Raw genomic sequence first — 22111 nt, 5'->3', positions numbered from 1 at the left:
ATTACACAGTCGAAGGAATGAAATAGCTCTCCGTCGGAGCTTCGATGGTTGTGTATGTCTTCCGGAAAACCGACTGGGGCTGACGACGGCCGGGGCGACAAGCGGTTCGAAACTCTCTCCGTGACCTACGGCGAGGAACCCGACCTCTCCGGCGGGGTGGGCGACGTGACCTCGCCGATTCACCTCGCGTCCACGTACGCGGTCGATGGCATCGACATGGACACCGCCCTGGAGGACTTGGACCCCGACGAAGACGAGTTTCTCTACACGCGGCTCTCGAACCCGACCCGCCACGCCGTCGAGAAGCGCGTCGCGGCGCTGGAGGGCGGCGACCACGCGATGGCGTTCGCCTCGGGCACGAGCGCCATCGTCTCGACCGTCATGGCCGCGGTCGAACCGGGCGACCACGTGGTCGCCTTCGAGGACCTCTACGGCGGCACCAACACGATGCTCAAGGAACTGTTCCGCGACAAACTGAACGTCGCCGTCGATTTCGTGGACGCGACCGACCCCGAGGAAGTCCGCGCCGCCGCGACCGACGAGACCGCCCTGCTGTGGATGGAGACGCCGACGAACCCGCTTCTCAGGCTCTGTGACATCGAGGAGATGGCCGCGATTGCCGACGAGTGCGACGCCCTGCTCGGCGTGGACAACACCTTCATGGGACCGTACTTCCAGCGCCCGCTGGAACTCGGCGCGGACGTGGTGGTCCACAGCACGACGAAGTACATCAACGGTCACAGCGACTCGCTGGGCGGCGTGGCGGTCCTCTCGGACGACGACTACGCGCAGGAGATCGGCTTCCTCCAGCAGGTCGGGATGGGCAACGTGATGGCTCCGTTCGACGCCTACATGGTCCTGCGCGGGATGAAGACCCTGCCGCTCAGGATGCGCCAGCACGAGACCAACGCCGCGGAGGTCGCGGCCTACCTCGAATCCCACGACCGGGTCGCGGCGGTCCGCTACCCCGGTCTGGAATCGCACCCCCAGCACGACCTCGCGGACGACCAGATGGACGGGCACGGCGGGGTCCTCTCCTTCGAGTTGGACGGCGGCCTCGACGCGGTCGAACACTTCGTCGCGGCGCTCGACGAGTTCACGCTCGCGGTGAGTCTCGGCGGCGTCGAGAGCCTGATAGAGCATCCCGCGAGCATGACCCACTCGCCGCTTCCGGCCGAGGAGCGCGCCGAGTTGGGGATTACGGACGGCCTACTCCGGGTCTCGGTCGGCGTCGAACACCCGAAGGACCTGCTCGCGGACTTGGAGCGGGGCTTCGAGGCTGTGGCGGACGCGGCGTCGAACGGGGAATCGGCGACCGACGAGGCGACGGAGACCGCCGTCGGCGACGACTAAATCCCGACGACGACGGCCTCGCGCAGTTCTAAGGCGGTCTCGAACTCCTCGCGGCGGTCCTCGCGCTTGCCGACCCGGAGCAGTTGCTCGGCGTGCGCGCGGGCCACCGCCTCGTGAGCGCGCCGCGACCAACCCCGGTCGTCGCCCACCTCGGCCCAGAAGCCGTCGGGCGCGAGGAATATCTCTCGCACGTCGTCGGCGTGGACGCGCTCGTAGTTTCGCCGCAGGTCGTCGGCCCGCGGTTCGACCGCGCGCCGGGCCTCGGCTACGAGGTCGGGTACCCGGTCGCCGCCGACGCTGGCCTTCGCGGCGGTGAGGACGAGCACCTGTCCTTCGATGGGGTTGTCGGCGGTCATGGTCGCTCGCGCTCGTCGGTTCGATTCGGAGTCATCCGCCCGCTCGCATCGCTTTTTGGGAGAACTTCTCGATTAGCCCGTCGAGAACGCCCTCCTCGCCCTCGAAGACGACCGTGACCTCCGTCAGCGTCATCGACGCTCCGATTTGGACTTTCTCCGACGAGACGCTCGCGCGCCACTCGTCGGCGATTACGTCGCCGTCGCCCTCCGGGTCGCCGCCCTCGATTTCGCCGCCGAGGTTCGAGAGGTAACGTCGCGCGAGGCGCTCGGAGATTCCCCGGAAGGATTTCTCGACGCGCGTCATCGCTTTCTCTCGGCGACCCGCGAGCAGGTTCGCGGTCGGGCACCGCCCGCGACCGGCGGGAAGACGCTCAGCGTGTCGCCGTCCGCGAGGGGTGTGTCCACGCCGTCGATGTGGACCACGTCCGTGCCGTTCTTCATGACGGACATCTGGGGCCGCAGGTCGCCGTCCTCGAAGAGGTCGAGACCGTACTCGTCGGTCAGGTCCGCGAGGACCTCGCCGACGGTGGCGTCGTCGGGGTACTCGCGTTCGACGGTCTTCTGGCCGACCGCCTCTCGGAAGTTGGCGAAAAAGCGGAGTTCGAGAGTCATATCACGCCCTTCGGACCACGCGGCCATAAGTTCTCATGCGTCGCGCTCGCGGCGCGGCGGTTCGCGCTCGCGCTCCGGCGACCCGCCTCGCAGGTCTCGACGCTTCCGACGACCGCCGACGCTTCCGACGAGCGCGCCGACGACCGACCCGAGCGCCGTGGCCGCGACGAGTGCGACCGACGCGGGGACGCCGCCGAACGCGACGACTCCCTCGCCCGCGAGGAGCAGGCCCGCGAACGCCGCGGCGAGCGTCCCGCCGGCGACGGCCGCGAGACCGTGGCGCGCGCCCGACCCCTCGCCAGTGCCGCCGAGGTAGCCCGCGACGTAGGCTCCGAGCGGGACCGTGAGGAGCGTCGCCGCCGCGAACGCGGTCACGACCGACTCGGGGACGCCGACGGCGAACGCCAGCGCGGGACCGGCCTGCGGGACGACCGCGACGAGCGCCCCGGCCGCGACCGCGCCGCCGTCGAGCCAGCGTCCGCGCTGCTGGCGGGTTTTCGCGCGTCGCACCCGGTCGAGCGGGTCGGTATCGTCGTCGGTCATGGCGTGGGTGCGCTCGTCGCTTGCTGTCCTCATCGGCCGGGTCGGATACCGTCGCTGACGAGGCGCGCGTGGCGCTCGCGGTCGATGCGCTCGCCGAGGCCCTCGTGGTCGTACAGTTGGCGCATCAGCGCGCCCATCAGGTCGCGCCACGCCATCGCGTAGATGGGCGACTGGCCCCACGCCCGTAACTCGGCCACGAAGTCGTCGTACTGCTCCCAGCGGTTCTCGAAGCGTTCGAGCGCGTCCACGACCGCGCTCGCGGCGGCCTCGTCGTCCTCCTCGGCGATGACGCGGTTGAGTCGGCGCTCCCACCCTTCGACCGCCCGCTCCATGTCGCGGGCGGCGTCGTCGCCGTCTGCGGGGAGCGACTCGACGATGGCGTCGGGAATCGTCAGCGAGAGTTCGTCCATGTCGGCGCGTTGGGCTTCGTGGGTGAAATAGCTACGGTCGCCAGACGAGGAGTGCTTGGTCCGTCTCACCGAGCCGAACACGTTCGCACCGGACTATTCCACGCCGGAGCGCGTACGGTCGCCCATGCAGAGCGACGCACGGACCGCCGAGGCGACCGCCGACGAGCGCGGAACCACCGTCGAGAGCGCCGAAGACCGCGAAACCACCGTCGAGGTCCGCTGCACCGGCCACGTCCGGACCGCCACCGGCGAGTCGAAACTGGAGTTCGCCTTCGAGGGCGAGACGCTCCGGGCGTTCCTCGACGCCTTCTTCGCGCGATACGACGTGAAAGACCTGCTACTGGCCGAGACCGAGGACGAGGCGACCACGCGCGGGTGGGCCGACCCGCCCGAGGAGCTCCCCGGTACGTGGCGCAAGAACCCCGAGGGCGAGCAGACCCGGACCTACGCCCGCGTGCTGGTCAACGGCCAGTTCAACGAACACCTCGCGGGTCTCGACACCCGACTGCGCGACGGCGACCGCGTGGGACTGTGCTACCCGTTCATCTTCTGTTGCTGAGATGAGTGCCGGTGTCGTGACGCGGTGGTCACGGCGGTTCGTCGCCGCGAGCGCCGTCTTCCTCGTCGCGTGGCAGGTCGTCGCGCTCGCGGACGCCTCCGGCGCGCTCGCCGGGACGGTGCCGGCGGTCCCGGGCCGGACGCAGGTCACCCTCGCCGTCTACGGGTTCGTCCTCCACACCGTCTTCGGGAAGGCCTACTCGCTGGTCCCGTCGTACTTCGACCGGTCGCTCGCGCTCCCCCGCGCGCCGGCGGTCCACCTCCCGCTGACCGTCGTCGGCGCGGTCGGACTGGCACTCGCACCCCTCGGCGGAGTTCCCGGACTCGTCGGCGTCCTCGGCGCGCTCTCGTGGTTCGCGGGCGTCGCGGTCTTCGCGGCGGCGCTCGGGTGGACCCTCCGAACCAACCCGACCGGCCGCGAGACCGGCACGAGCGACGCCAACGCCCACCGCCGCGGGGTGGACCGCCTGTCCAACGCCTTCGTGCCGGTCGTCCTCGCGTACCTCGTCGTCGGGAGCTACGCCACCGTCGCCGAGCGTTCCGCGCTCGGACTCCCCGGTTTCGCCACGCTCGGCCCGGCCCGCACCGCCCACCTGCTCGCAGCGGGCACCGCCGCGCTCCTGATATTCGCCGTGGGATTCCGGTTGTTCCCCCGATTTCTGGTCGCCTCGCCGCCCACACCGCTGGTCGGCGTCGTCCTCGCCGCGGGCGCGGTCGGTCCCGCGGTCCTCGCCGCGGGACTCTACCGCCCGCCGCTGTTCGGCGTCGGGGCCGCGCTCGAAGCGCTCGCGGTGGTCGGGTTCGCGCTGGCCTACGCCGTCCTGTTCGCGCGCTCCGAGCGCCGCCGGGTCGGGTTCTACGCCGTCCTCGCCGGAACCGCGGCGGGCGTCTGCGGCGTCGCGCTCGGCGTCGGCTTCGCCGTCGGCCACCTCGCGGTCGCCCCCGAACTGACCGCGACTCACTTCCGACTCAACGTCCTCGGATTTCTGGGGCTGACGATAGTCGGCGCGACCTACCAGTTCTACCCGCCGACGGTCGGGACGTTCCCCGGCGCGTCGGACCGGACCGCGCTCGCCTCGGTCGTACTCCTCGCGGGCGGCCTGCTCGCGGAACTCGGCGGTGCGCTCGGAGGATGGAAAATCGCAGTCCTCGCGGGCCGCGCGAGCGCACTCGTCGGCGCGCTCGCGTTCGCGGGACTCGTGGTCGGCGTATTTGCGGAGCGATGAGTTCGCGGCGCGCTCGCGCCGCGAGCGCGCCGTCAGTCCAACCGCTTGGCCATCTGCACTTCGTCCACGAGGTCGCCCTCGACCTTGTAGTGGTCTGCGCGGGTCGCCTCGCGGGTCCACCCGTGGTCGTCCAGCAGTTCGAGGGCGTCCTCGTTGGTCGCCGGGAGGCTCTGGTAGACCTTGACGCAGTCCTCGGAGTCGGCCCACGCCATCCCGCGTTCCAGCAAGGTGCCCCCGATGCCCCGCTCGCGGTACTCGGACGCGACGCCGACGGTCAACTCGGCGGTGTGTTCCCGCGCCGGGAGTTCGAAGCCCTGCAGGGACACCCAGCCGACGATTTCCCGCGACGCGTCGTCGCCGATTCGCTCGGCGACGAACACCATCCGGGACTCCCGCTCGTTGCGTCGAATCAGCGCGCCGTCGCGCTCTATCGCGTCGGCCACGCGCTCGTCCACGACGATGCCTCCCTCGTCGGCCACCTCGCGGATGAGTGCGGCGACCGACTCGCGGTCGCTCTCGCGGGCGGGCCGGACCTCGTACTCGAAGTCGTCGCTCTCGTGGGTCCGACTCTCGGCGTCGGGTTCGACCGCGAGTTTACCGTCGCGCTCGGTGAGATGGCCCTCGGCTTTCAGTTCGTCCACGCGGTCGTTGAACTCCGCGACCGGCAGTCGGACCGACGGTTCGGTCCCCGACCGCGCGGGCTTGGATTCGGCGCTCTCGGAGACCCGAATCGCGTCCCGGACCTCCTCGCGCGTGGCCGACCCGTGGCGCTCTACGTACCGGTAGATGCGACTCGCCACGTCGCTGTCGAACTCCAGTTGCGGTGTCGCCATGTCGCAGACGAGTACGCCGCGAACGCTCATGGTTATTGCGGCGATACGCGAGCGTACGCACCGAGTACGAAACCGGAGGCGCTCCCTTCGACTAAAGGCGTCGTCGCGCGGCGGGGCGCGTAGGGGAACGCTGGTCCGAACGTGTCCGCGAGCGTCGCCAGTCACGAGGGCGACGAGATGGCGTTCTTCGGGATGACGACGCGACGCTGACGCTCTGAACGCGCTACTTCTCCTCGACGTGCCGGACCGTCGTGGCGATGCCGCGCGTGCTCTCGGCCATCTCGGGGCCGGACATCTCGGCGCGGCCGACGGCGAACGCCTTCGGGCCTTCGACGACCACCTCGTCGCCGACGCGCACGTCGTCGTCGGCGTCCACGACGCCCGGCGCGAGGACGCTTCCGTGGGGCGCGAAGCTGTCGATTTCCACGCGCTTGGTCGGGGCGTCGGACTCGACCCACCGGCGAGCGCCCGCGAGGGTGAACGAGAGGACGCCGTACTGGGGCACCATCGCGGCCAACTGCTCGCCGTCGGCGTCGTGGACGCGCAACTTGGGGTAGCGCGCCTCGGTCCGAATCTCGTCGAACAGGGCGTCGCCGGCGCCCGGCCCGAACTGGTAGTCCGCGATGGCCCGGACCGTGTTGTGCTGGCGCTCGCGCTTGCCGTACTTGAGTTCGCCGTCGAGGGTCCGCATGAGGTTGCCGAGCGATTCGGTCGTCGTCGGGTGGTCTTCGACGGTGTACTCGAAGCCCATGCCGAGTTCCGCCTCGACGCGCTCGCAGACGTCGCGGTAGCCTTCCGGCGGGACGTGGGCGATGACGCGCGGGTAGTCGTTCCGTTCGAGGTAGCGGCGCAGGACCTCGGCGACGAACTGCTTCTCGTCCTCGGACCACCGGCCCGTGACCACCGAGTCGTAGTGCTGGGCTGGGTAGGTCAGCTCGAGTTCCTGCGGGACGACGCCGATTGGCGAGGTCATCGAGACGGTGTGGCCCCGGAACTGGATGGCGTCGTGGAACTGACCGTGGCTCTGGGACTCGCTGTAGGGTTTGGCGGCCGAGCAGGGCACCAGCACGAGCGGGTTGTCGAATCGGCTCCGGTAGCGAGTCGTCACGCGGTCGGCGAACCGCTTGATTTCGACCCGCTGGAGAGTGTCCTCGGTCGCGGCCGAGAGCTCGCTGTCCCGGATGAGCGGCGTGCGCTCTTCGAGGTAGCTCCACTGCTGGTCGAACTCCCGGAACGCGGCGGTGAGCCACTGCTCGTGGCGGGCCTGTCCCTCGATGTAGTCGCGGAGTCGCCCGGCCCGGATTCGCTCGCGGACGACGCCGAGTTCGGCCTTCAGGGCGTTCTCGTTGTGGTCGGCGCAGTCCTGCCGAGTGAACTCCGAGAGCGGTTGCTGGCAGGCCGGACAGGCGCAGGGCAGTTCCGAGAGGTCGTCGAGGTAGTGGGTGCCCTCCGAGGTGAGATACTTGCCCTCGGTCCCGGCGACGACTGCGGCGTCGGTATCCACGAGGTCCACGCCCGCGTAGACCAGCGTGGCGACGTTCGCGGGCGTGGCGACGCCCGGCAGGTAGAGCGCGCCGTCGGCCGGAATCGCTTCGCGGGTCCGGACGATGGCCTCGCGGAACCCCGCGCCGTGGCCGACGAACCCCCGCGCGCCAGAGAGGACGTAGGCGTCCGTCCCGAAGTCGTCGGCCGTCTCGGGCGCGACGACGGCCGCGCTCGGGTAGTCCACGTCGGGGTACTCGACCGCGAACGAGTCCATCACTTCCTCGTCGGTCCCGCTCGGGAACCCCCGATGGGGGAGAATCGTGAGTTCGTCGTCGCTCCCCTCGGGAACCTCTCGGTCTCCGGTCCAGAGGCTTCCGGCGTCGCGGAGGAAGTCGTCGGCGATGGCGGGCGTCGTCACCGAGTCCGCGAGCCGCAACTCGGCGACGCGGGCCGCGCCGTCGCGCTCGTGGACCTCGAAGTAGTCGGTCATACCTCCGGTTCGGGGGTCGAGGGGCAACTATCTTGCGAGACGGTCGCGGAGTAGAGCGGAGCAGTCGCGGAGCGGACCGGAGCAGTCGTGGGGCGACCGCTCGGTCACTGCGTGACAGGCCCGTCCTCGCCGTCGCGCACGGCGTCCACCGTCAGCGCGTTGGCGACGAGGTTGCCGTGGCCCCGGCGCAACCGCTCGGAGAGCGCCTGATGGGAGATGTCGAGTTCGTCGGCCACGTCCCGCGCCGAGGCACCGCGGGGCACCTCGTAGTAACCGGTTTCGAGCGCGGCCGTGACCGCCTCGTACTGCTCGGCGGTCAGGCCGTGCCGACCGCCGCCGTCCCTGCTGTCGAGTTCGTGAATCTGCTCGACGTCCGCCCCCAAATCGCGGTCCCGGCAGAACTCGTGGGTCTGAGAGACCGCCGCCCGGTCCGAGAAGAGGATGCGGAGGTGCCACCGGCCGTCCTGCCCGCGGGCCTTCAGCACCGCGGCCCCGTGTTCGGTCATCGAGTGGAGCAGGACCTCGACCGACTCGACCCACTCCATCCGGTAGAATCGGCCGTCCGGCAAGTCGGTCAGCCGTCGCTCGTTCTCGACGGAGGGATCCTCGGCGAGCGCGTCCTCGAACGCCGCCAAGTCGTCGCCCGCGGCCCAGACGAACGGCATCACGCGCTCTTCGTCGTGGGCGACGACGCGCTCGGCCTCGACGGTCACGTCGGGGACCCGCGACAGCGTTCCCCGGAGCGCGAACTCCTCGGCCGGAACCCCGAGCTGCGCGATGGTACTCATGTCGGGTCGTACGAGAGACCTCCTAATATGGCTTGTAGCCGATTGCTTGCCAATGTCGGGTGGCGGTCCGTGGCGGGAGTGCATCGAAACTGTTACCTCCCCGATGGGAACGCTACGGAACGTGAACGCCGACGCCGACCGCGACGACCGGTCTCGAAAACGGTCGCTGAAGTGGACGCTGGGTCTCGTGGCGCTCGTCACGGTCCCGCCTGCGCTCCAACTGTACGAGGACGGAACGGTCTCGTGGATGCTACTGCTTCTCGGCGTCGTCTCGTGGGCGGTGGCGGCGGGTCCGGTCGCGGCGAGCGACCTCGGCCGGCGCGTCGGGTCGTGGTTCGAGTCCATCGGCTACCGCGGTCGGGGCGCGGTCATCGTCGCCTTCGCGGTCCTCGTGTGGACGTCGCTGTTCTCGTTCGACCTGCCGACGGTGCCGATTCAGAGCTTCCTCCTCGGCGGGATAGTCGGTCTCGCGGCGGCGGAAATCTGGCGGTACGCTCGCTCAGAGTAACCTACTCCGAGAGGTCCGCCACGTCCACGCGCTCGGGCACCGCCGCCAGCGCGCTCTCGGGCCAGTCGTGGTGGGCCAGCGTGAACTCGACTTCGGGGTTCGCCGCGACGAGGCGATCGACGCCCTCGGCGGCCGACCGGTACCCCTCGGCGTCCATGCGCTCGGGGACCTCGGCGGTCAGGGGGTAGGTCTCCGAGAGGTCCCGCGGGAACGGACCGAACGGGGCCACGACGCGCCACGACTCGTCGTAGCGGTCGCTCGCTCCGCCCTCCGACAGCAGCACCTCGTCGCCGGGCGAGAGCGCGAGGCGTTCGAGGCGGTTCTGGTGGCGGACGACCTCGGGTCGGCGCGCGCTCTCGCCGGAGAGGTAGAAGAAGGCTCCCTTCGACGTGGAATCCTCGCGCTCCAGTTGGTCGGCGTGGCCGACCAGCGCGCGGTAGCCGTCGAGCATCGCGGGGTGGGCGCGAGCGCGGGTCTCGACCAGTTCCAGCAGGTTCCCCGACCGGAGCGCCTGCTTGACCGTCCGAATCTCTCGGAACGTGACGTGGAGGTTGTGTTCGGCCAGCAACTCCTCGCGGTCGCGGTCGTCGAACCCTCGCAACTCCGCGGGGGTGTGGGCGGCGCAGACCGGACACGAGCAGGGGAAGTAGTCCAAGTCGTCCAACTGCTCGGTGCCCCGGACCGTCAGGTACCGGTCGTCGCGGGCGTAGAGCGCGTACGCCGCCGAGTCGAAGAGGTCACAGCCCATCGCCACCGCGAGCGCGAACATCATCGGGTGGCCCGCGCCGAAGAGGTGGACCGGCGCGGCCGCGCCTAACCCGCGCTTCGCGCCGGCCACCACGTCCACCATCTCGGCGTACCGGTAGTCGTTCATCAGCGGGACCACGGCACCGACCGGGAACACGTCCAGTTGGGTCGCCTCGGCGTGGCGACCCGCCTCCTCGCGGAGGTTCGGGTAGGTCGAACCCTGCACGGGCGCGTTGACGAGCATCTCGCCAACGTCCACGCCCTCGGCGACTTCGAGGCGCTCCTGCGTGGTCGCCAACTCGTCTTCGGCCTGCTCTCGCGGGGCGTCGGGCGGCGTCGGGATGTCCACCGGCGTCCCGATGTCGCTCCCCACGTCGTGCTGGAACCGGAGAATCTCGGGCGTCGTCACGTCGATTTCGCCGTACTCGGCCAACTGGAACGACCCCGAGTCGGTCATGATGGCTCCGTCGAAGTCCAGCACGTCGTGGAGTCCCCTATCGAGGGCCGCCTCGCGGTAGTCGTCGCTCCCGTAGAAGATGTAGGAGTTCGTGATGAGAATATCGGCACCGAACTCCGACTGCATCCGGGCGGGTTCGACGGTCCGGACGTGGGGGTTGACGACCGGCAGGAGCGCGGGCGTCTCGACGGTCACGCCGGCGCGGGGGACTTCCAGTTCCCCGATGCGACCCAGCGCGTCCTGGTCGCGAATCTCGAAGTTGTCTCTCATTGGCGCGCTATTGCCTCAGCAAGCGGGTAAGGGTTCCGTTCTCGGGCGTCGGTCGGGGGGTCGTGCGAGGCGCACCTTCGGCCCGGCGCGTGCTGGCGCGACCTCGCGGTGTGAGGTCGCGCCCACACGCGCGAGGGATGACCGAACGAGTCCCCGAAGGGGACGAGTGACGGAATCGGTTGGGGAGGTCTGAGGCCCACGCTTGCGGTGCGGTTGCGGTTAGCGGTATGATTGGCTCAAGCCTGAAGCTAGTTCTCTTCATTTTCGTCCTGACGCTAGCTCTCTTCGTTTACCGTCGAACTCCAAATCCACAAAACAACCGCCTAGTTCGCCCGTTTCCTTATTCGTCCGTCTCGGTCCCGAACGCCTCGTAGTACAGCAATCCGAGCGTCGTCCGCCCGTCCCGAATCTCTCGCTCGGCGACGTGCTCACGCAACTCGTCCAGCGTCGTCGTATCCACGCGAATCGACTCGTTGTGGTTGAGTTCCTGTTCGGCGGTCGGGGTACACCCGCGGGCCACGAAGAAGTGTAACAGCGAGTTCGCCACGCCGTTCGCCGGTTCGACGCTGGTCAGGAACTCGACGGAGTCGGCCTCGTGGCCGGTCTCCTCCCGGAGTTCCCGGCGGGCCGCCGCGGCGCGGTCCTCGTCTTCTGGTTCCATCCCGCCGACCGGGAGGCTCCGGTTGACCCGTCGGACGGCCTGTCGCCACTCCTCGATGACGACGACTTCGCCGTCGGGCGTGAACGGGAGGACGACGACGCTCGGAGCCTCGTCGAGGTAGTCGAAGTCGGTCTCGGTGCCGTCCGGGAGTCGGACGTCCTCGTTTCGCACGTCGAAGCCGGGACACGAGTAGGCGACCGCCGAGTCGAGGGTCTCCCACGCGAGCGGGTCGTCTGTCGCGGAGTCGTCCGTCATGGGACGGGATTCGCCGGCGGGGCGCAAAAATCCCGACCGTTCGGAGCGGTGTCGGGCGGGCGAATCCGTCGGTCGCCGGTTTCCCCGTCGGCGCGTGTTCGTTTCTGCTCACTTCGAGCACCGAACGTCGGATACGGGAAAATAGTTCGCCATATTGCATGTATCTGGACGGGTTCGGCCGGAGGCCGTGATTGATATTGATTGAATCTGATTGAGTCTGCGCAAAGTTTAAGTTCCCACTATTTATTGGTAGGAACGTCCATGGCTGACAACCGTTCACGGACGAGACGGCGATTCATCGCTACCGCGGGCGCGAGCGGCGTTGCCGCGCTCGCAGGCTGTAGCGGCGGTGGCGGCGACACTTCGAACGATACGACGACCACAGGGTCGGGCGGCTCGGAGGGCACGACCGTCGGCACCACCATGTCCGGCGGGGAGATGGCCGACAAGATCGTGTTCTACAACTCCGGCGGGCTGAGTTCGGACCCCGGTACGGAGAAGAACATCAAGCGCTTCGAGGACGAGACCGGCATCACGGTCGAGGTCAACGAGGTCCCGTGGAGCAACCTCAAGACGAGCCTCACCACTAACTGGCGCAATCAGAGCAGCCAGATAGACGCGTTCAACGGGCCGACGTGGTGGCTCGCCGACTTCGTGAACGCGGGCTGGATCGAACCGCTCGGCCTCTCGAACGCTCACATGAACAAGTTCCCCGAGAGCCTGCGCAGCCTCGTCACCTTCGACGGCAAGACGTACATGGCTCCGCAGTTGGGCAAGTGGGGCAGCTACCTCTACGACAAGAAGGTGCTGTCTCAGGCGGGCTACGACGCGCCGCCGGACACGTGGGACGACATCCTGAAGATGGGTCCGGACCTCGGCTCGGGCAACCGGTCGGCGTTCGGGTTCACGTGGGCGAACAAGGACGTGTTCATGTTCAAGCAGTTCCTCTACCAGGCGGGGAGCCAGCTGTTCAACGACAGCAACCAGCCGACCTTCGTCGAGACGGGGACGAAGGTGTTCAACGACTTCCTCGTCCCGCTCCGCGAGCAGGGGCTCATCCCCGACGGGACTTCGAGCATGGGCGAGGGCGGCGTCGGCGACACGTTCATCGCCGGGAATCTGGCGACCGTCGAATCGTGGACGCCGCTGGGGTCGCGCGTTCTCGGCTCCGACGGCTGGGACGAGAGCCGCCTCGGGAGCGCCAAGCCCCCGAAGGGTCCGTCCTCCCGCGCCACGTTCCAGGACGCCAACGGCGTCGCTGTCTCGGCGTTCTCCAAGCGCAAGAAGGCCGCCAAGGAGTTCGCGAGGTTCATGTCCACGACCGAATCCTCCAAGACGGACATGGTCGTCGAGGGCAACCCCTCGGTCGTTCCCGAGGTGTACGACTCCTCCGAAGTCAAGGAGAAGTACCCCGCCGACCTCGTGGAGGACATGAAGTTCAACCTCGAACACGCCAAGAGCGAGACGTACCTCGCCCAGCCGCAGGTTGACAACTTCCTCTCGAACCAGATTACGCCCGCGCTCCTCGGAAACAAGGACCCGAAGAAGGCGCTTCAAACCGCGCGCGACAACATCGTCGGTCTCTATCAGGACATCGGCGTCCTGTGAACGCCGTCACCCGTTTCCTCATACGACACGATGACTGAATCACAGTATTCCCTACGACGACGGCTGGACAAGCTGTTCGTCCCGCTCACGGTGGGGCCGACCGTCCTCTGGATAGCGGGTATCATCGTCTACCCGACGGCGAAGCTCCTCTGGTCGAGCCTGTTTTTCACCCATCCCATCACGGGGCAGAAGCAGTTCGTCGGCCTCCGGAACTTCCGGCGGCTTCTGTTCGGCGACGGCGGGGCGCTGTTGAACCCCAGTTTCGTCTCGTTCACGAAGAACACCCTCATCTACGTGGGGTTCAGCGTCACCATCTCGTTCCTGTTAGGGCTCGGCATCGCCATCCTCCTGAACAAAGACCTGAAAGGCCGGGGGTGGTTGCGGACGGCGGTAATCGTGCCGTGGATTCTGCCGTACGTGATGAGCGGGCTGATGTGGCGGTGGATGTTTCAGGCCCAGTACGGAGCGATCAACGGCGTTCTGATGCAGACGGGCATCATCGACAGCAAGATTGCGTTCCTCTCAGATGGGACGCTGGCGATGATGGCGCTCATTATCGCTGACGTGTGGGTGTTCACGCCGTTCATCATCATCATCCTGCTCGCGGGACTCCAGAACGTCCCCGAACAGTTGTACGACGCCGCGGAAGTGGACGGCGCGAGTCGCTGGTCGCGGTTCCGGAACGTCACTTACCCGTTCCTCAAGCCGTCGATACTAGTCGCACTGACCATCCGCATCATCTTCGACATCCGCGCGCTCGACCTCGTCTGGGTCATGACTCAAGGCGGCCCCGGTACGCAGACCGAGGTCTGGGCCTCGTGGCTCTACCGGACCGCGATGGTGTTCAACAAGCCCGGTGAGGGCGCAGCGCTCGGCGTCGTGATGCTCGCGGTCACGTTCGGTATCGTCGCGGTGCTGTACAAGCTATTCGGAGAAACTCCCTACGAATCATGAGCACGAAAACGTCACCGTACGCCCGACTGACGGAGAGTCTGGGCCTCGACACGGACAACGAGTGGCCGAGCGTGGTGCGCGAGCGACTGGCGGCCTACGGCCTGCTCGGGGTGTACGTGTTCGTGGTGTGGTTCCCCATCTACTACATCCTCATCACGAGCTTCAAACCCACCGCGGAGGTGCTGAACCTCCCGATCACGTTCTACCCCCACGAGGCGACGATTCAGAACTACGTGGACATCTTCAATAACCGGCCGTTCGAGCTGTACACGTTCAACAGCCTCGTGGTCGCCAGCACCACCACGGTCATCGTGGTGACGCTGGGGACGCTGTCGGGGTACACGTTCTCGCGGTACGACTTCATGGGCAACAAGTCGCTGCTGCTCAGCATCGTCGCGGCGCGGATGATTCCGCCCATCGCGCTCATCGTGCCGTTCTTCTCGATCATGTCGAATCCGCCGATTATCGGCGGGTTGACCGGGAGCCTCTACGACACGAAGATAGCACTCATCCTGACGTACACGTTCTTCAACCTGCCGTTCGCGGTGTGGATAATGAAGAACTACTTCGACGGCGTGCCCGAGAGCTTAGACGAGCAGGCGAAGGTGGACGGCTGTTCGACCTGGGAGGGGTTCGTGAAGGTCATCCTCCCGGTCGCCAAGCCCGGAATCGCCGCGACGGCGATTCTGGCGTTCATCTTCTCGTGGAACGAGTTCGTCTTCGCGCTCGTCCTCACCTCCTCGGAGCAGGCTCAGACGCTACCCATCGCAGTGAGCCTGTTCGTCGCAGACGACTTCGTGGACTGGGCGCACCTCGCGGCCGGCGGGATGATCGCCGCGCTCCCCGGCATCCTGTTCGGCCTGTTCTTCCAGCGGTACATCGTCAGCGGACTGACACAGGGAGCGGTGAAAGAATGAGTTCGGAACACACGACGGACGACGGTGGTATCGATGGCTGAAGTAACGCTCACGGACCTCGTCAAGCAGTTCGAGGACGTGGTCGCGGTGGACGGCGTCTCGCTGGACATCCCCGACGAGAGCTTCACGGTCCTCGTGGGACCGTCGGGCTGTGGCAAGACGACGACGCTCCGGCTCATCGCCGGACTGGAGCGGGCGACCGACGGCACCATCGAAATCGGCGACGAGATAGTCAACGACCGGCGGGCCTACGAGCGCGACATCGCCATGGTGTTCCAGAACTACGCGCTCTACCCCCACAAGTCGGTCGAGGGCAACATGCGATTCGGTCTCGAACAGCAGGGGACCGACGACGAGGTCATCGAGGAGCGCGTCGCGGATGCGGCCGAACTCCTCCAGATAGAGGAGTTGCTCGACCGTCGCCCCTCGGAGCTGTCGGGCGGCCAGCAACAGCGCGTCGCGTTGGGTCGCGCAATCGTCCGGGAACCGGACGTGTTCCTGATGGACGAACCCCTCTCGAATCTGGACGCCAAGCTCCGAATTCAGATGCGCGCGGAACTCAACAAGCTCCACGACAAGCTCTCGACCACGACGGTCTACGTCACCCACGACCAGGTCGAGGCGATGACGCTCGGCGACCAGATCGCGGTGATGGACGCCGGAGAGATTCAGCAGGTGGGGCCGCCGACGTTCGTCTACGAGAACCCGCGCAACATGTTCGTCGCGGACTTCCTCGGGAGCCCATCGATGAACTTCCTCGAAGGCGACCTGCGACGCGAGGACGGCGAGTTCCGCCTCGACGTCGGTCCGATAGAGCACGAGGTCCCGACCGAGTACCACGACGCCCTCGACGGCTACGACGGCGAGCGCGTCGTCCTCGGCGTCCGGCCGGAGGACGTGACGCTCCGGCCCGACGGCATCCCCGTGACGGTGAACGTCGTCGAACCGCAGGGCGAGAAGACGGTTCTCGAACTCGCCCTCGGGGACCAGACCATCAAGGCCTCCGTGGACCCCGGCGTCGCCGTCACGTCCGACGACCGCGTGAGCGTCGAGTTCGACCGCGAGTCGGTCCACTACTTCGACGCGGCGACCGGCGAGTGCCTCGACTTCTCGGCCGACGACGAACCGGCGGTCGATTCGAAGTCCGCGACCGTCGCGGGCGGTAGCGGGGCGTGAGGACCGTGAACGCGAGCGGACCGACGGTGGCCCTCTCGGGACTCGGCGGCTGTCTGACGGCGCTCGCCATCGTGAACTACGCCAGCGGCGTGTACGGCGGTGCGACCGTGGCCGGCATCGGCGGTATCGTCGCGTTCGCGTTCGTGCTGCTGGTCGAGTAACGAACGCGTCCGAGCGAAAACGAAAAGGGTCCCGAACACCTCCACGCGGATAGCGAACACGCCCACGCATGCTTCCAGCCGAACGCAAACGAAAGATCCGCGACACCGTGACCGAGCGGGACGGCTGTTCCGTCTCCGAGCTCGCCGAGATGCTCGACGTCTCGAAGGCGACCATCCGGCGGGACCTCCGCGACCTCGAAGACGAGGGCCTCGTCGAGCGGTCCCACGGCGGCGCGCTCCCGGTCAGGACCGTCGCCAGCGAACAGTCCTACAGTCAGCGCGGCGTCCAGAACCTGGAGGCCAAGCGGGCCATCGCGTCGCGCGCGAGTCGGGAGGTCCACGACGACCAAGTGGTCTTCTTCGACTCGGGGACGACGACCATGGAGGTCGCAAAGCAGGCCCCAGACGACGTGGGGTTCATCGCGGCGACGAACTCGCCGATGCTGGCGCTGGAGTTCGCCGACAACGGCCGGGACGTGAAGCTGACCGGCGGCACGCTCCGCCAGCAGACGCGGGCACTCGTCGGTCCGACCGGCGAGTCGTTTCTGGAGCGGACGAACTTCGACCAGGTGTTCCTCGGGACGAACGCCGTCGATCCCGACGCGGGTCTCACAACGCCGAACGAGGCCGAGGCCCGGATGAAACAGTTGATGTGCGAGAAGGCACAGCGCGTCGTGCTGGTGGCCGACGAGACGAAGTTCGGCCGCAAGAGCTTCGTGCAGTTCGCCGACGTCGAGACGGTCGATCTGGTCATCACCGACGCCGAACTCGACGGCGAGATGCTCGAAGCGTTCGAGGCGGCCTCCGTGGACGTGGTCGATGGAGTTGGTAAATGATACTGACGGTCACGCTGAACCCGGCCGTAGACCACACCATCAAGCTCGACGGCCCGCTGGAGGCGGACGCGGTCAACCGGACGACGCTCGACCAGTACGACGCCGGGGGCAAGGGCATCAACGTCTCGAAGTACCTCGAAGCGTTGGACGCGGAGACGGTGACGAGCGGGCTGGTGGGCGGCCTGTTCGGCGACTTCGTGGAACGACAGCTCTCCCGGACGAAGGTCCCCCACGACTTCGTGGAGATGTCCGGCTGTACGCGGCTGAACACGACCATACTCTCGGAGGACGGCGAGTACAAGATAAACCAGTCGGGCCATCCGGTCAAGCGCCGGAGCGAGCGCGCCATCATCGAGAAGATAGCCGACTACGACCCCGAGACGGTGGTCGTCGCCGGGAGCCTCCCGCCGGGTCTCGGCCCCGCGACCATCGACCGAATCGCGGACGCGGGCGACTGGGACACCGCCGTGGACGTCGAGGGCGGCCTGCTCGACCGGCTCGAAGTGCCGTACGCGTGGTGCAAGCCCAATCGCGCCGAACTGGCGACCGCCACCGGCATGCCGACCGGGACCGTCGAGGAGTGTCGCGCGGCGGCCCGCGAACTCCAGTCGCGCGGCTTCCGGCGCGTGGTGGCCTCGCTCGGCCCCGACGGAGCGATTCTCGTCACGGACGACGACGGCTTCTACGTCGAGCCTCCCGAGACCGACGTGGTGGACACCGCCGGTGCGGGCGACGCACTTCTCGCGGGCGTGCTGAAGGCCTCGGCCGACGGACTGCCGCTCGGCGAGACGCTCCGGTACGGCGTCGAGGTGGCTGGCCGCGTGGTCGAGGTGCCGGGGACAACGGTGCCGTCGCTGTCGGCGGTGGCCGAGGAGGCCAGTTCGAACCGCCTACGGTCGCTCTGACCGCAGAGAAACGAACAAAAACGAACGAATTCAAAAACACTTTGGCCGTTCGGTCATACGTGGGGGACAATACCATGGACGGTGGACCGACGGGGAAGCGGGGGACGCTCCGGTCCGTCAGGGCGGACCTGATGACCGGCGTCACCTACATGATTCCCTTCGTCACGATAGCCGGCGTCTTTCAGGCGGTCGGCTACACGCTCGGCGGTTCGACGGCCATCGGGGGCGACATCGGCACGCTCCCGTGGTACTCCGTGACGGTCGGGTCCATCGCGCTGAACGCGATGGTCCCGATACTCGGCGGGTTCGTCGCGTACGCGGTCGCCGACCGGCCGGGCCTCGCGCCGGGGTTCGCACTCACGGCACTGGTCCAGGACCCGCGCCTCCTCCAGCAGACCGGCGAACTGGTGGGCGTGAACACCGGCGACGCGCAGGCGGGCTACCTCGGGGCCCTCATCGTCGGCCTGCTGGTCGGCGTCGTGACCCAACGGGCCAAGTCGTGGGACGCGCCGCCGGAGATTCGCCCGCTCCTCTCGGTCCTCGTCGTCCCCGTCGGCGTCACCGCGGTCCTCGCGCCGGTCGTGCTGACCCTCGGCGTCCCGCTCGCGCTGACGATGAACTACGTCGAGTTCCTCCTCCGGGGTGCCTCGCTCCCCGTGCTCCTCGTCGTCGGTGCGACCCTCGGCGCGATGATGGCGGCCGACCTCGGCGGCCCCGTCAACAAGGTCGCGTACGTCTTCGCCGTCGGTCTCCTCCCCGAACTCCTCTTCCGACCGATGGCCGCGGTCATGGTCGCCGGGATGGTCCCGCCGCTCGGGATGGCCGCCTCTCACCTGCTCGCGCCGAGTCGCTACCCCGACGTGGACGGGAACCAGTCGCGGGCGGCGGCCATCGCGGGGCTGTCGTTCATCACCGAGGGCGCGCTGGCCTACACGACGCAGGGGCCGGGTCGCTCCTCGCCGGCCTGCGTCCTCGGGAGCGCGGTCGGCGGTGCCGCGTCGATGGGGCTGGGCGTCACCATGCCCGCGCCCCACGGCGGCATCCTCGTCGTCCCGCTCGCCAACGACCCGCTGGCGTTCCTCGGGTGCATCGCGCTCGGCGCGGCAACCACCGCCGCGACCGCCACGGTTCGACGACCGAAGATTGATACGCCGCCAACTCCGCAGGGCGAGTGACCGCCATGAACGCCGAGGATTTCGTCGCTCCCGCGCTCGTCACGCTGGAGGAACCGCCCGCCGAGCGCCGGGCGTGCATCGAGTTCCTGCTCGACCTCGCGACGGCGGCGGGTCGCGTCACCGACCGCGAAGCGGCCCGCGACGCGCTGCTGGAGCGGGAGGCCGCGTCGCCGACCGGACTCGGCAACGGCGTCGCGCTCCCCCACGCCCGGACCGACGCGGTCGCCCGCCCGACCGTCGCGTTCGCCCGGTCCGAGCGCGGCGTCGATTTCGGCGCGCCGGACGGCGACCCGGCGACGCTCCTGTTCTGTCTGCTCGCGCCCGCCGACGCCGCCGCCGACCACCTCGAAGCGCTGAGTCGGCTCTCGCGGGCGCTCGCGGACCCGACGTTCCGGAGCCGACTCGCCGAGGCCGACTCGGAGCGGGCCGTCGTCGCCGCGATTCGGGAGGCGGTAGCGTGACCGAACGGCGCGTCACCGTCGCGCGGGAGACCGGTCTCCACGCCAGACCCGCGCGGGCGGTCGCGGAGTCCGCCGCCGACTTCGACGCCTCAGTGACCGTCGAATACGACGGTGAGACCGCGCGGGCCGCGAGCGCGCTCGAACTCACGGCGCTCGGCGTCCGGTCGGGCGAGTCCGTGACCGTCCGGGCGGCGGGCGACGACGCCGACCGCGCCGTCGCGGCGGTCGCCGCCGTCCTCGCCGAGGAGGGCGACCCGTGACCGACCTCCGGGGCGTCGGCGTCGGGACGGGCGCGGTGACGGGGCAAGCCGTTTGGCTGGCGCGCCCCGACGAGTCCCCGGAGCGCGACGGGTCTCCCAGTTCTCCCGACGCGGAGCGCGACCGGTTCGAGCGCGCCCGCGCTCGGACCGTCGAGGAACTGCGCGACGAGCGCGACCGGGCGGCCGTCGCCGTCGGGAAAGCCGCCGAGGAGGTGCTGGCCACCCACGAGACGTTCCTCTTCGACCCCGCGTTCGAGGAACGGGTCGAGGACGCCATCGACGACGGCGACGCGGCCGAGCGGGCGGTCGCCCGCGCGCTCGAAGACTGGATAGAGTCCTTCGAGGAGACCGGTGGGAAGACGGCGGCGCGAGCCGACGACCTCCGCGACCTTCGGGGGCGGTTCCTCCGCGCGCTCCGCGGCGAGTCCCCCCGTTCCGTCGGCGACCTCCCGGACGGCGCGGTCGTGCTGGCCGACCGACTCGACCCCGGTACGGCGGTCCGACTCGCCGCCGACGACGTTGCCGGCGTGGCGACCGCCGAGGGGAGTCGAACCGGCCACGCGGCCATCGTCCTCCGGTCGCAAGGCGTGCCGGTCGTGGTGGACCTCAGCGAGGAGCTTCGGACCGTCGAATCGGGTGCCCGCGTCGGGTTGGACGCGGTCGCGGGTTTACTCACGCTCGACCCGAGCGCCGTGACCGGCGCGGGACCGGCCGAGGCGGTCGTCGCCGACGCGGTCGGCACGGCGTCGGGGACGCCGCTCGCGGTGACGGCGAACGTCGGGTCCGGACGGGAGTCGGCGGTCGCTCGGGAGCGGGGCGCGGACGGCGTCGGCCTGTTCCGCAGCGAGTTCCTCGCGCTGCGGTCCGACGGCGTTCCCGACGAGGACGCCCAGACCGAGGCGTACGTCGCGGCGCTCGACCGATTCCCGGACGCCGAGGTCGCGATACGCACGTTCGACTTCGGCGGCGACAAGCCGCTCCCCGACGCCGAGGGCGACGTCCCCCGCGGCGTCGCGGGGTCGCTGGCGACCCCCGACCGCCACCGCGAGCAGCTCCGCGCGCTCTGTCGGGCGGCGGCCCGCGGCGCGGGCGAACTCACGGCGGTCCTCCCCCACGTCACCCGACTCGACGAGGTGGCGGCGGTGCGCGACCACCTCGACGCCGCCACCGACGAACTCGCGGCCGCCGGCGTTCCCCACGAGCGGCCCGCCCTCGGAGTGATGGTGGAGACGCCCGCCGCGGTCGAACTCGCCCCCGAACTGGCGTCGCGGGTCGCGTCCCTCTCGCTGGGCACCAACGACCTCTCGCGCCACGTCCTCGGGACGACCCGCGACGCCGACCCCGCCGTCACCGAACCCGCCGTGGTTCGGGCCATCGGGCGGGCGGTCGCCGCGGCGACCGACGCGGGCGTTCCCGTGCGGTGCTGCGGCGAGGCGGCGGCCGACCCGGCGTTCGCCGCGCTCCTCGTCGGGTTCGGCGTGACCGAACTCAGCGTCGCGCCCGACGCCGTGCCCGCGACGAAGCGCCGACTCGACGGCATCGACCGGAGCGAGGCGGCGGCCCTCGCCGAGCGCGCGACCGCGGCGAGTACGAAGAGTGAAGTGGACTCGCTGCTCAAGGAGGCTCCATGAGGCTCGTCGCCGTCACCGCGTGTCCGACCGGAATCGCCCACAGCCAGATGGGCGCGGAGTCGCTGGCTCGGGCCGCGACCGACGCCGGACACGACATCGAGGTCGAGGTCCACGCCGCGATGGGCACCGAGAACGAACTCGGCGAGCGCGACCTCGACCGGGCCGCCGCCGCCGTCGTCGCCGCCGACGTCCGGGTGGACACCGACCGATTCGAGGACCTCCCGACGGTCGTCGCGCCGGTCGGCACGGCGGTGTCGGAGCCGGAGCGACTCGTCGAGCGAGCCGTCGAACTCGGGCGCGAGGGGGACGCCGAGACCGTCCGCGTCGGCGAAGAGTCGGCGGACGGGACGGGCGGCGGACTGCTCGACGGCGTCCGCCGACTGTTCGAGTAGCCCCCGACGCGCGACACCGTTCTCCGCCGTTCACTGACCGGCGAATGGTCTCCTCGGGTCTCGGAACTGAGACGACTCCGATT

At 69.0% G+C, this 22111-nt stretch carries 26 protein-coding genes; 16 read left to right on the top strand and 10 right to left on the bottom strand.

Translation table 11 applies throughout. The features are described from left to right. Positions 1–54 precede the first annotated feature (54 nt). Complete coding sequence (locus M0R88_RS03715; protein WP_248655623.1) at positions 55–1353, top strand: trans-sulfuration enzyme family protein; 1299 nt, start codon at positions 55–57, stop codon at positions 1351–1353. Here M0R88_RS03715 and M0R88_RS03710 read toward each other — a convergent pair. The 5 genes from M0R88_RS03710 to M0R88_RS03690 are packed head-to-tail and all read right to left on the bottom strand — an operon-like array spanning position 1350 to position 3274. After that, positions 1350–1709, bottom strand: a complete 360-nt coding sequence (locus M0R88_RS03710) for a DUF8048 family protein (RefSeq protein ID WP_248655622.1) — start codon at positions 1707–1709, stop codon at positions 1350–1352. The genes M0R88_RS03715 and M0R88_RS03710 overlap by 4 nt on opposite strands. Before the next feature lie 31 nt (positions 1710–1740). Further along, the gene (locus tag M0R88_RS03705; protein WP_248655621.1) at positions 1741–2013 is read right to left on the bottom strand and encodes a MoaD-like domain-containing protein; all 273 of its coding nucleotides are present in this window, start codon (positions 2011–2013) and stop codon (positions 1741–1743) included. Then, a complete protein-coding gene (locus M0R88_RS03700) occupies positions 2010–2321 on the bottom strand; it encodes a ubiquitin-like small modifier protein 1 (protein ID WP_248655620.1) in 312 nt (103 codons plus the stop codon). The genes M0R88_RS03705 and M0R88_RS03700 overlap by 4 nt, the downstream gene beginning before the upstream one ends. A 33-nt stretch (positions 2322–2354) precedes the next feature. Next, positions 2355–2897 carry a hypothetical protein gene (locus M0R88_RS03695; RefSeq protein ID WP_248655619.1) on the bottom strand — a complete coding sequence of 181 codons (543 nt, stop codon included), beginning with the start codon at positions 2895–2897 and terminating at the stop codon, positions 2355–2357. Continuing rightward, positions 2894–3274, bottom strand: a complete 381-nt coding sequence (locus M0R88_RS03690; protein ID WP_248655618.1) for a DUF7971 family protein — start codon at positions 3272–3274, stop codon at positions 2894–2896. Before M0R88_RS03690 ends, M0R88_RS03695 begins: the two co-directional genes overlap by 4 nt. Positions 3275–3398: 124 nt before the next feature. On the opposite strand from M0R88_RS03690, the gene M0R88_RS03685 reads away from it, so the two are divergent. Together M0R88_RS03685 and M0R88_RS03680 are read left to right on the top strand one after the other, a co-directional pair. Continuing rightward, positions 3399–3833, top strand: a complete 435-nt coding sequence (locus M0R88_RS03685; protein WP_248655617.1) for a MoaD/ThiS family protein — start codon at positions 3399–3401, stop codon at positions 3831–3833. A gap of 1 nt (position 3834) precedes the next feature. After that, positions 3835–5058, top strand: a complete 1224-nt coding sequence (locus M0R88_RS03680; RefSeq protein WP_248655616.1) for a hypothetical protein — start codon at positions 3835–3837, stop codon at positions 5056–5058. Between the two features lie 32 nt (positions 5059–5090). On the opposite strand, the gene M0R88_RS03675 is transcribed toward M0R88_RS03680, so the two are convergent. From M0R88_RS03675 to M0R88_RS03665, 3 genes are all read right to left on the bottom strand, one after another. Then, the gene (locus M0R88_RS03675) at positions 5091–5921 is read right to left on the bottom strand and encodes a GNAT family N-acetyltransferase (protein WP_248655615.1); all 831 of its coding nucleotides are present in this window, start codon (positions 5919–5921) and stop codon (positions 5091–5093) included. A gap of 193 nt (positions 5922–6114) precedes the next feature. Further along, positions 6115–7866 carry an archaeosine synthase subunit alpha gene (arcS, locus tag M0R88_RS03670; RefSeq protein WP_248655614.1) on the bottom strand — a complete coding sequence of 584 codons (1752 nt, stop codon included), beginning with the start codon at positions 7864–7866 and terminating at the stop codon, positions 6115–6117. A 104-nt stretch (positions 7867–7970) separates the two neighbouring features. Continuing rightward, positions 7971–8654: a helix-turn-helix domain-containing protein gene (locus M0R88_RS03665; RefSeq protein ID WP_248655613.1), complete on the bottom strand. Its 684-nt coding sequence runs from the start codon at positions 8652–8654 to the stop codon at positions 7971–7973. A gap of 121 nt (positions 8655–8775) precedes the next feature. Between M0R88_RS03665 and M0R88_RS03660 the strand changes: the two genes are divergently transcribed. Next, complete coding sequence (locus M0R88_RS03660; protein ID WP_248655612.1) at positions 8776–9162, top strand: hypothetical protein; 387 nt, start codon at positions 8776–8778, stop codon at positions 9160–9162. Between the two features lies 1 nt (position 9163). Here M0R88_RS03660 and tgtA read toward each other — a convergent pair whose 3' ends face one another. Both tgtA and M0R88_RS03650 read right to left on the bottom strand, forming a co-directional pair. After that, entirely contained in the window at positions 9164–10636 is a 1473-nt protein-coding gene (tgtA, locus tag M0R88_RS03655; protein ID WP_248655611.1) for a tRNA guanosine(15) transglycosylase TgtA, read from the bottom strand. A 340-nt stretch (positions 10637–10976) separates the two neighbouring features. After that, positions 10977–11552 (bottom strand): NUDIX hydrolase, encoded by a 576-nt coding sequence (locus M0R88_RS03650; RefSeq protein WP_248655610.1) that lies wholly within the window; start codon positions 11550–11552, stop codon positions 10977–10979. 261 nt (positions 11553–11813) lie between these two features. On the opposite strand from M0R88_RS03650, the gene M0R88_RS03645 reads away from it, so the two are divergent. From M0R88_RS03645 to M0R88_RS03590, 12 genes are all read left to right on the top strand, one after another. Next, complete coding sequence (locus M0R88_RS03645) at positions 11814–13160, top strand: ABC transporter substrate-binding protein (protein WP_248655609.1); 1347 nt, start codon at positions 11814–11816, stop codon at positions 13158–13160. Between the two features lie 30 nt (positions 13161–13190). Beyond that, on the top strand, positions 13191–14114 hold the full coding sequence (locus tag M0R88_RS03640; RefSeq protein ID WP_248655608.1) for a carbohydrate ABC transporter permease: 924 nt from the start codon (positions 13191–13193) through the stop codon (positions 14112–14114). Beyond that, the gene (locus M0R88_RS03635; protein WP_248655607.1) at positions 14111–15031 is read left to right on the top strand and encodes a carbohydrate ABC transporter permease; all 921 of its coding nucleotides are present in this window, start codon (positions 14111–14113) and stop codon (positions 15029–15031) included. The genes M0R88_RS03640 and M0R88_RS03635 overlap by 4 nt, the downstream gene beginning before the upstream one ends. A 33-nt stretch (positions 15032–15064) precedes the next feature. Beyond that, positions 15065–16207: an ABC transporter ATP-binding protein gene (locus M0R88_RS03630; RefSeq protein WP_248655606.1), complete on the top strand. Its 1143-nt coding sequence runs from the start codon at positions 15065–15067 to the stop codon at positions 16205–16207. Then, positions 16204–16368, top strand: a complete 165-nt coding sequence (locus M0R88_RS03625; RefSeq protein ID WP_248655605.1) for a hypothetical protein — start codon at positions 16204–16206, stop codon at positions 16366–16368. The genes M0R88_RS03630 and M0R88_RS03625 overlap by 4 nt, the downstream gene beginning before the upstream one ends. A gap of 68 nt (positions 16369–16436) precedes the next feature. Beyond that, positions 16437–17204: an HTH-type transcriptional regulator GlpR gene (gene glpR / locus M0R88_RS03620; RefSeq protein ID WP_248655604.1), complete on the top strand. Its 768-nt coding sequence runs from the start codon at positions 16437–16439 to the stop codon at positions 17202–17204. Beyond that, positions 17201–18109: a 1-phosphofructokinase gene (gene pfkB, locus M0R88_RS03615; RefSeq protein ID WP_248655603.1), complete on the top strand. Its 909-nt coding sequence runs from the start codon at positions 17201–17203 to the stop codon at positions 18107–18109. The genes glpR and pfkB overlap by 4 nt, the downstream gene beginning before the upstream one ends. A 74-nt stretch (positions 18110–18183) precedes the next feature. Beyond that, the gene (locus M0R88_RS03610; protein WP_248655602.1) at positions 18184–19284 is read left to right on the top strand and encodes a PTS fructose transporter subunit IIC; all 1101 of its coding nucleotides are present in this window, start codon (positions 18184–18186) and stop codon (positions 19282–19284) included. Between the two features lie 5 nt (positions 19285–19289). Further along, positions 19290–19745 carry a PTS sugar transporter subunit IIA gene (locus tag M0R88_RS03605; RefSeq protein ID WP_248655601.1) on the top strand — a complete coding sequence of 152 codons (456 nt, stop codon included), beginning with the start codon at positions 19290–19292 and terminating at the stop codon, positions 19743–19745. After that, positions 19742–20005, top strand: coding sequence for an HPr family phosphocarrier protein (locus M0R88_RS03600; protein ID WP_248655600.1), 264 nt, complete (start codon positions 19742–19744; stop codon positions 20003–20005). Before M0R88_RS03605 ends, M0R88_RS03600 begins: the two co-directional genes overlap by 4 nt. Further along, positions 20002–21636 carry a putative PEP-binding protein gene (locus tag M0R88_RS03595; protein ID WP_248655599.1) on the top strand — a complete coding sequence of 545 codons (1635 nt, stop codon included), beginning with the start codon at positions 20002–20004 and terminating at the stop codon, positions 21634–21636. The genes M0R88_RS03600 and M0R88_RS03595 overlap by 4 nt, the downstream gene beginning before the upstream one ends. Further along, positions 21633–22028: a PTS fructose transporter subunit IIB gene (locus tag M0R88_RS03590; RefSeq protein WP_248655598.1), complete on the top strand. Its 396-nt coding sequence runs from the start codon at positions 21633–21635 to the stop codon at positions 22026–22028. Before M0R88_RS03595 ends, M0R88_RS03590 begins: the two co-directional genes overlap by 4 nt. The last annotated feature ends 83 nt before the right edge of the window (positions 22029–22111 follow it).

The organism is Halorussus gelatinilyticus (genome assembly GCF_023238445.1).
Lineage (GTDB): Archaea > Halobacteriota > Halobacteria > Halobacteriales > Haladaptataceae > Halorussus > Halorussus gelatinilyticus.
Note: the sequence above shows the minus strand (reverse complement) of the source record. Positions and strands in the feature narration are given on the sequence as shown.

Bases quoted from the DNA above. Each gene is read 5' to 3' on its own strand.
- M0R88_RS03635 (WP_248655607.1), top strand. From the start codon at position 14,111: ATGAGCACGAAAACGTCACCGTACGCCCGACTGACGGAGAGTCTGGGC.
- glpR (WP_248655604.1), top strand. From the start codon at position 16,437: ATGCTTCCAGCCGAACGCAAACGAAAGATCCGCGACACCGTGACCGAG.
- M0R88_RS03710 (WP_248655622.1), bottom strand. From the start codon at position 1,709: ATGACCGCCGACAACCCCATCGAAGGACAGGTGCTCGTCCTCACCGCC.
- tgtA (WP_248655611.1), bottom strand. From the start codon at position 10,636: ATGAGAGACAACTTCGAGATTCGCGACCAGGACGCGCTGGGTCGCATC.
- M0R88_RS03690 (WP_248655618.1), bottom strand. From the start codon at position 3,274: ATGGACGAACTCTCGCTGACGATTCCCGACGCCATCGTCGAGTCGCTC.
- M0R88_RS03715 (WP_248655623.1), top strand. From the start codon at position 55: ATGTCTTCCGGAAAACCGACTGGGGCTGACGACGGCCGGGGCGACAAG.
- M0R88_RS03705 (WP_248655621.1), bottom strand. From the start codon at position 2,013: ATGACGCGCGTCGAGAAATCCTTCCGGGGAATCTCCGAGCGCCTCGCG.
- M0R88_RS03650 (WP_248655610.1), bottom strand. From the start codon at position 11,552: ATGACGGACGACTCCGCGACAGACGACCCGCTCGCGTGGGAGACCCTC.
- M0R88_RS03700 (WP_248655620.1), bottom strand. From the start codon at position 2,321: ATGACTCTCGAACTCCGCTTTTTCGCCAACTTCCGAGAGGCGGTCGGC.
- M0R88_RS03645 (WP_248655609.1), top strand. From the start codon at position 11,814: ATGGCTGACAACCGTTCACGGACGAGACGGCGATTCATCGCTACCGCG.
- pfkB (WP_248655603.1), top strand. From the start codon at position 17,201: ATGATACTGACGGTCACGCTGAACCCGGCCGTAGACCACACCATCAAG.
- M0R88_RS03665 (WP_248655613.1), bottom strand. From the start codon at position 8,654: ATGAGTACCATCGCGCAGCTCGGGGTTCCGGCCGAGGAGTTCGCGCTC.
- arcS (WP_248655614.1), bottom strand. From the start codon at position 7,866: ATGACCGACTACTTCGAGGTCCACGAGCGCGACGGCGCGGCCCGCGTC.
- M0R88_RS03695 (WP_248655619.1), bottom strand. From the start codon at position 2,897: ATGAGGACAGCAAGCGACGAGCGCACCCACGCCATGACCGACGACGAT.
- M0R88_RS03610 (WP_248655602.1), top strand. From the start codon at position 18,184: ATGGACGGTGGACCGACGGGGAAGCGGGGGACGCTCCGGTCCGTCAGG.
- M0R88_RS03590 (WP_248655598.1), top strand. From the start codon at position 21,633: ATGAGGCTCGTCGCCGTCACCGCGTGTCCGACCGGAATCGCCCACAGC.
- M0R88_RS03680 (WP_248655616.1), top strand. From the start codon at position 3,835: ATGAGTGCCGGTGTCGTGACGCGGTGGTCACGGCGGTTCGTCGCCGCG.
- M0R88_RS03605 (WP_248655601.1), top strand. From the start codon at position 19,290: ATGAACGCCGAGGATTTCGTCGCTCCCGCGCTCGTCACGCTGGAGGAA.
- M0R88_RS03675 (WP_248655615.1), bottom strand. From the start codon at position 5,921: ATGAGCGTTCGCGGCGTACTCGTCTGCGACATGGCGACACCGCAACTG.
- M0R88_RS03630 (WP_248655606.1), top strand. From the start codon at position 15,065: ATGGCTGAAGTAACGCTCACGGACCTCGTCAAGCAGTTCGAGGACGTG.
- M0R88_RS03685 (WP_248655617.1), top strand. From the start codon at position 3,399: ATGCAGAGCGACGCACGGACCGCCGAGGCGACCGCCGACGAGCGCGGA.
- M0R88_RS03640 (WP_248655608.1), top strand. From the start codon at position 13,191: ATGACTGAATCACAGTATTCCCTACGACGACGGCTGGACAAGCTGTTC.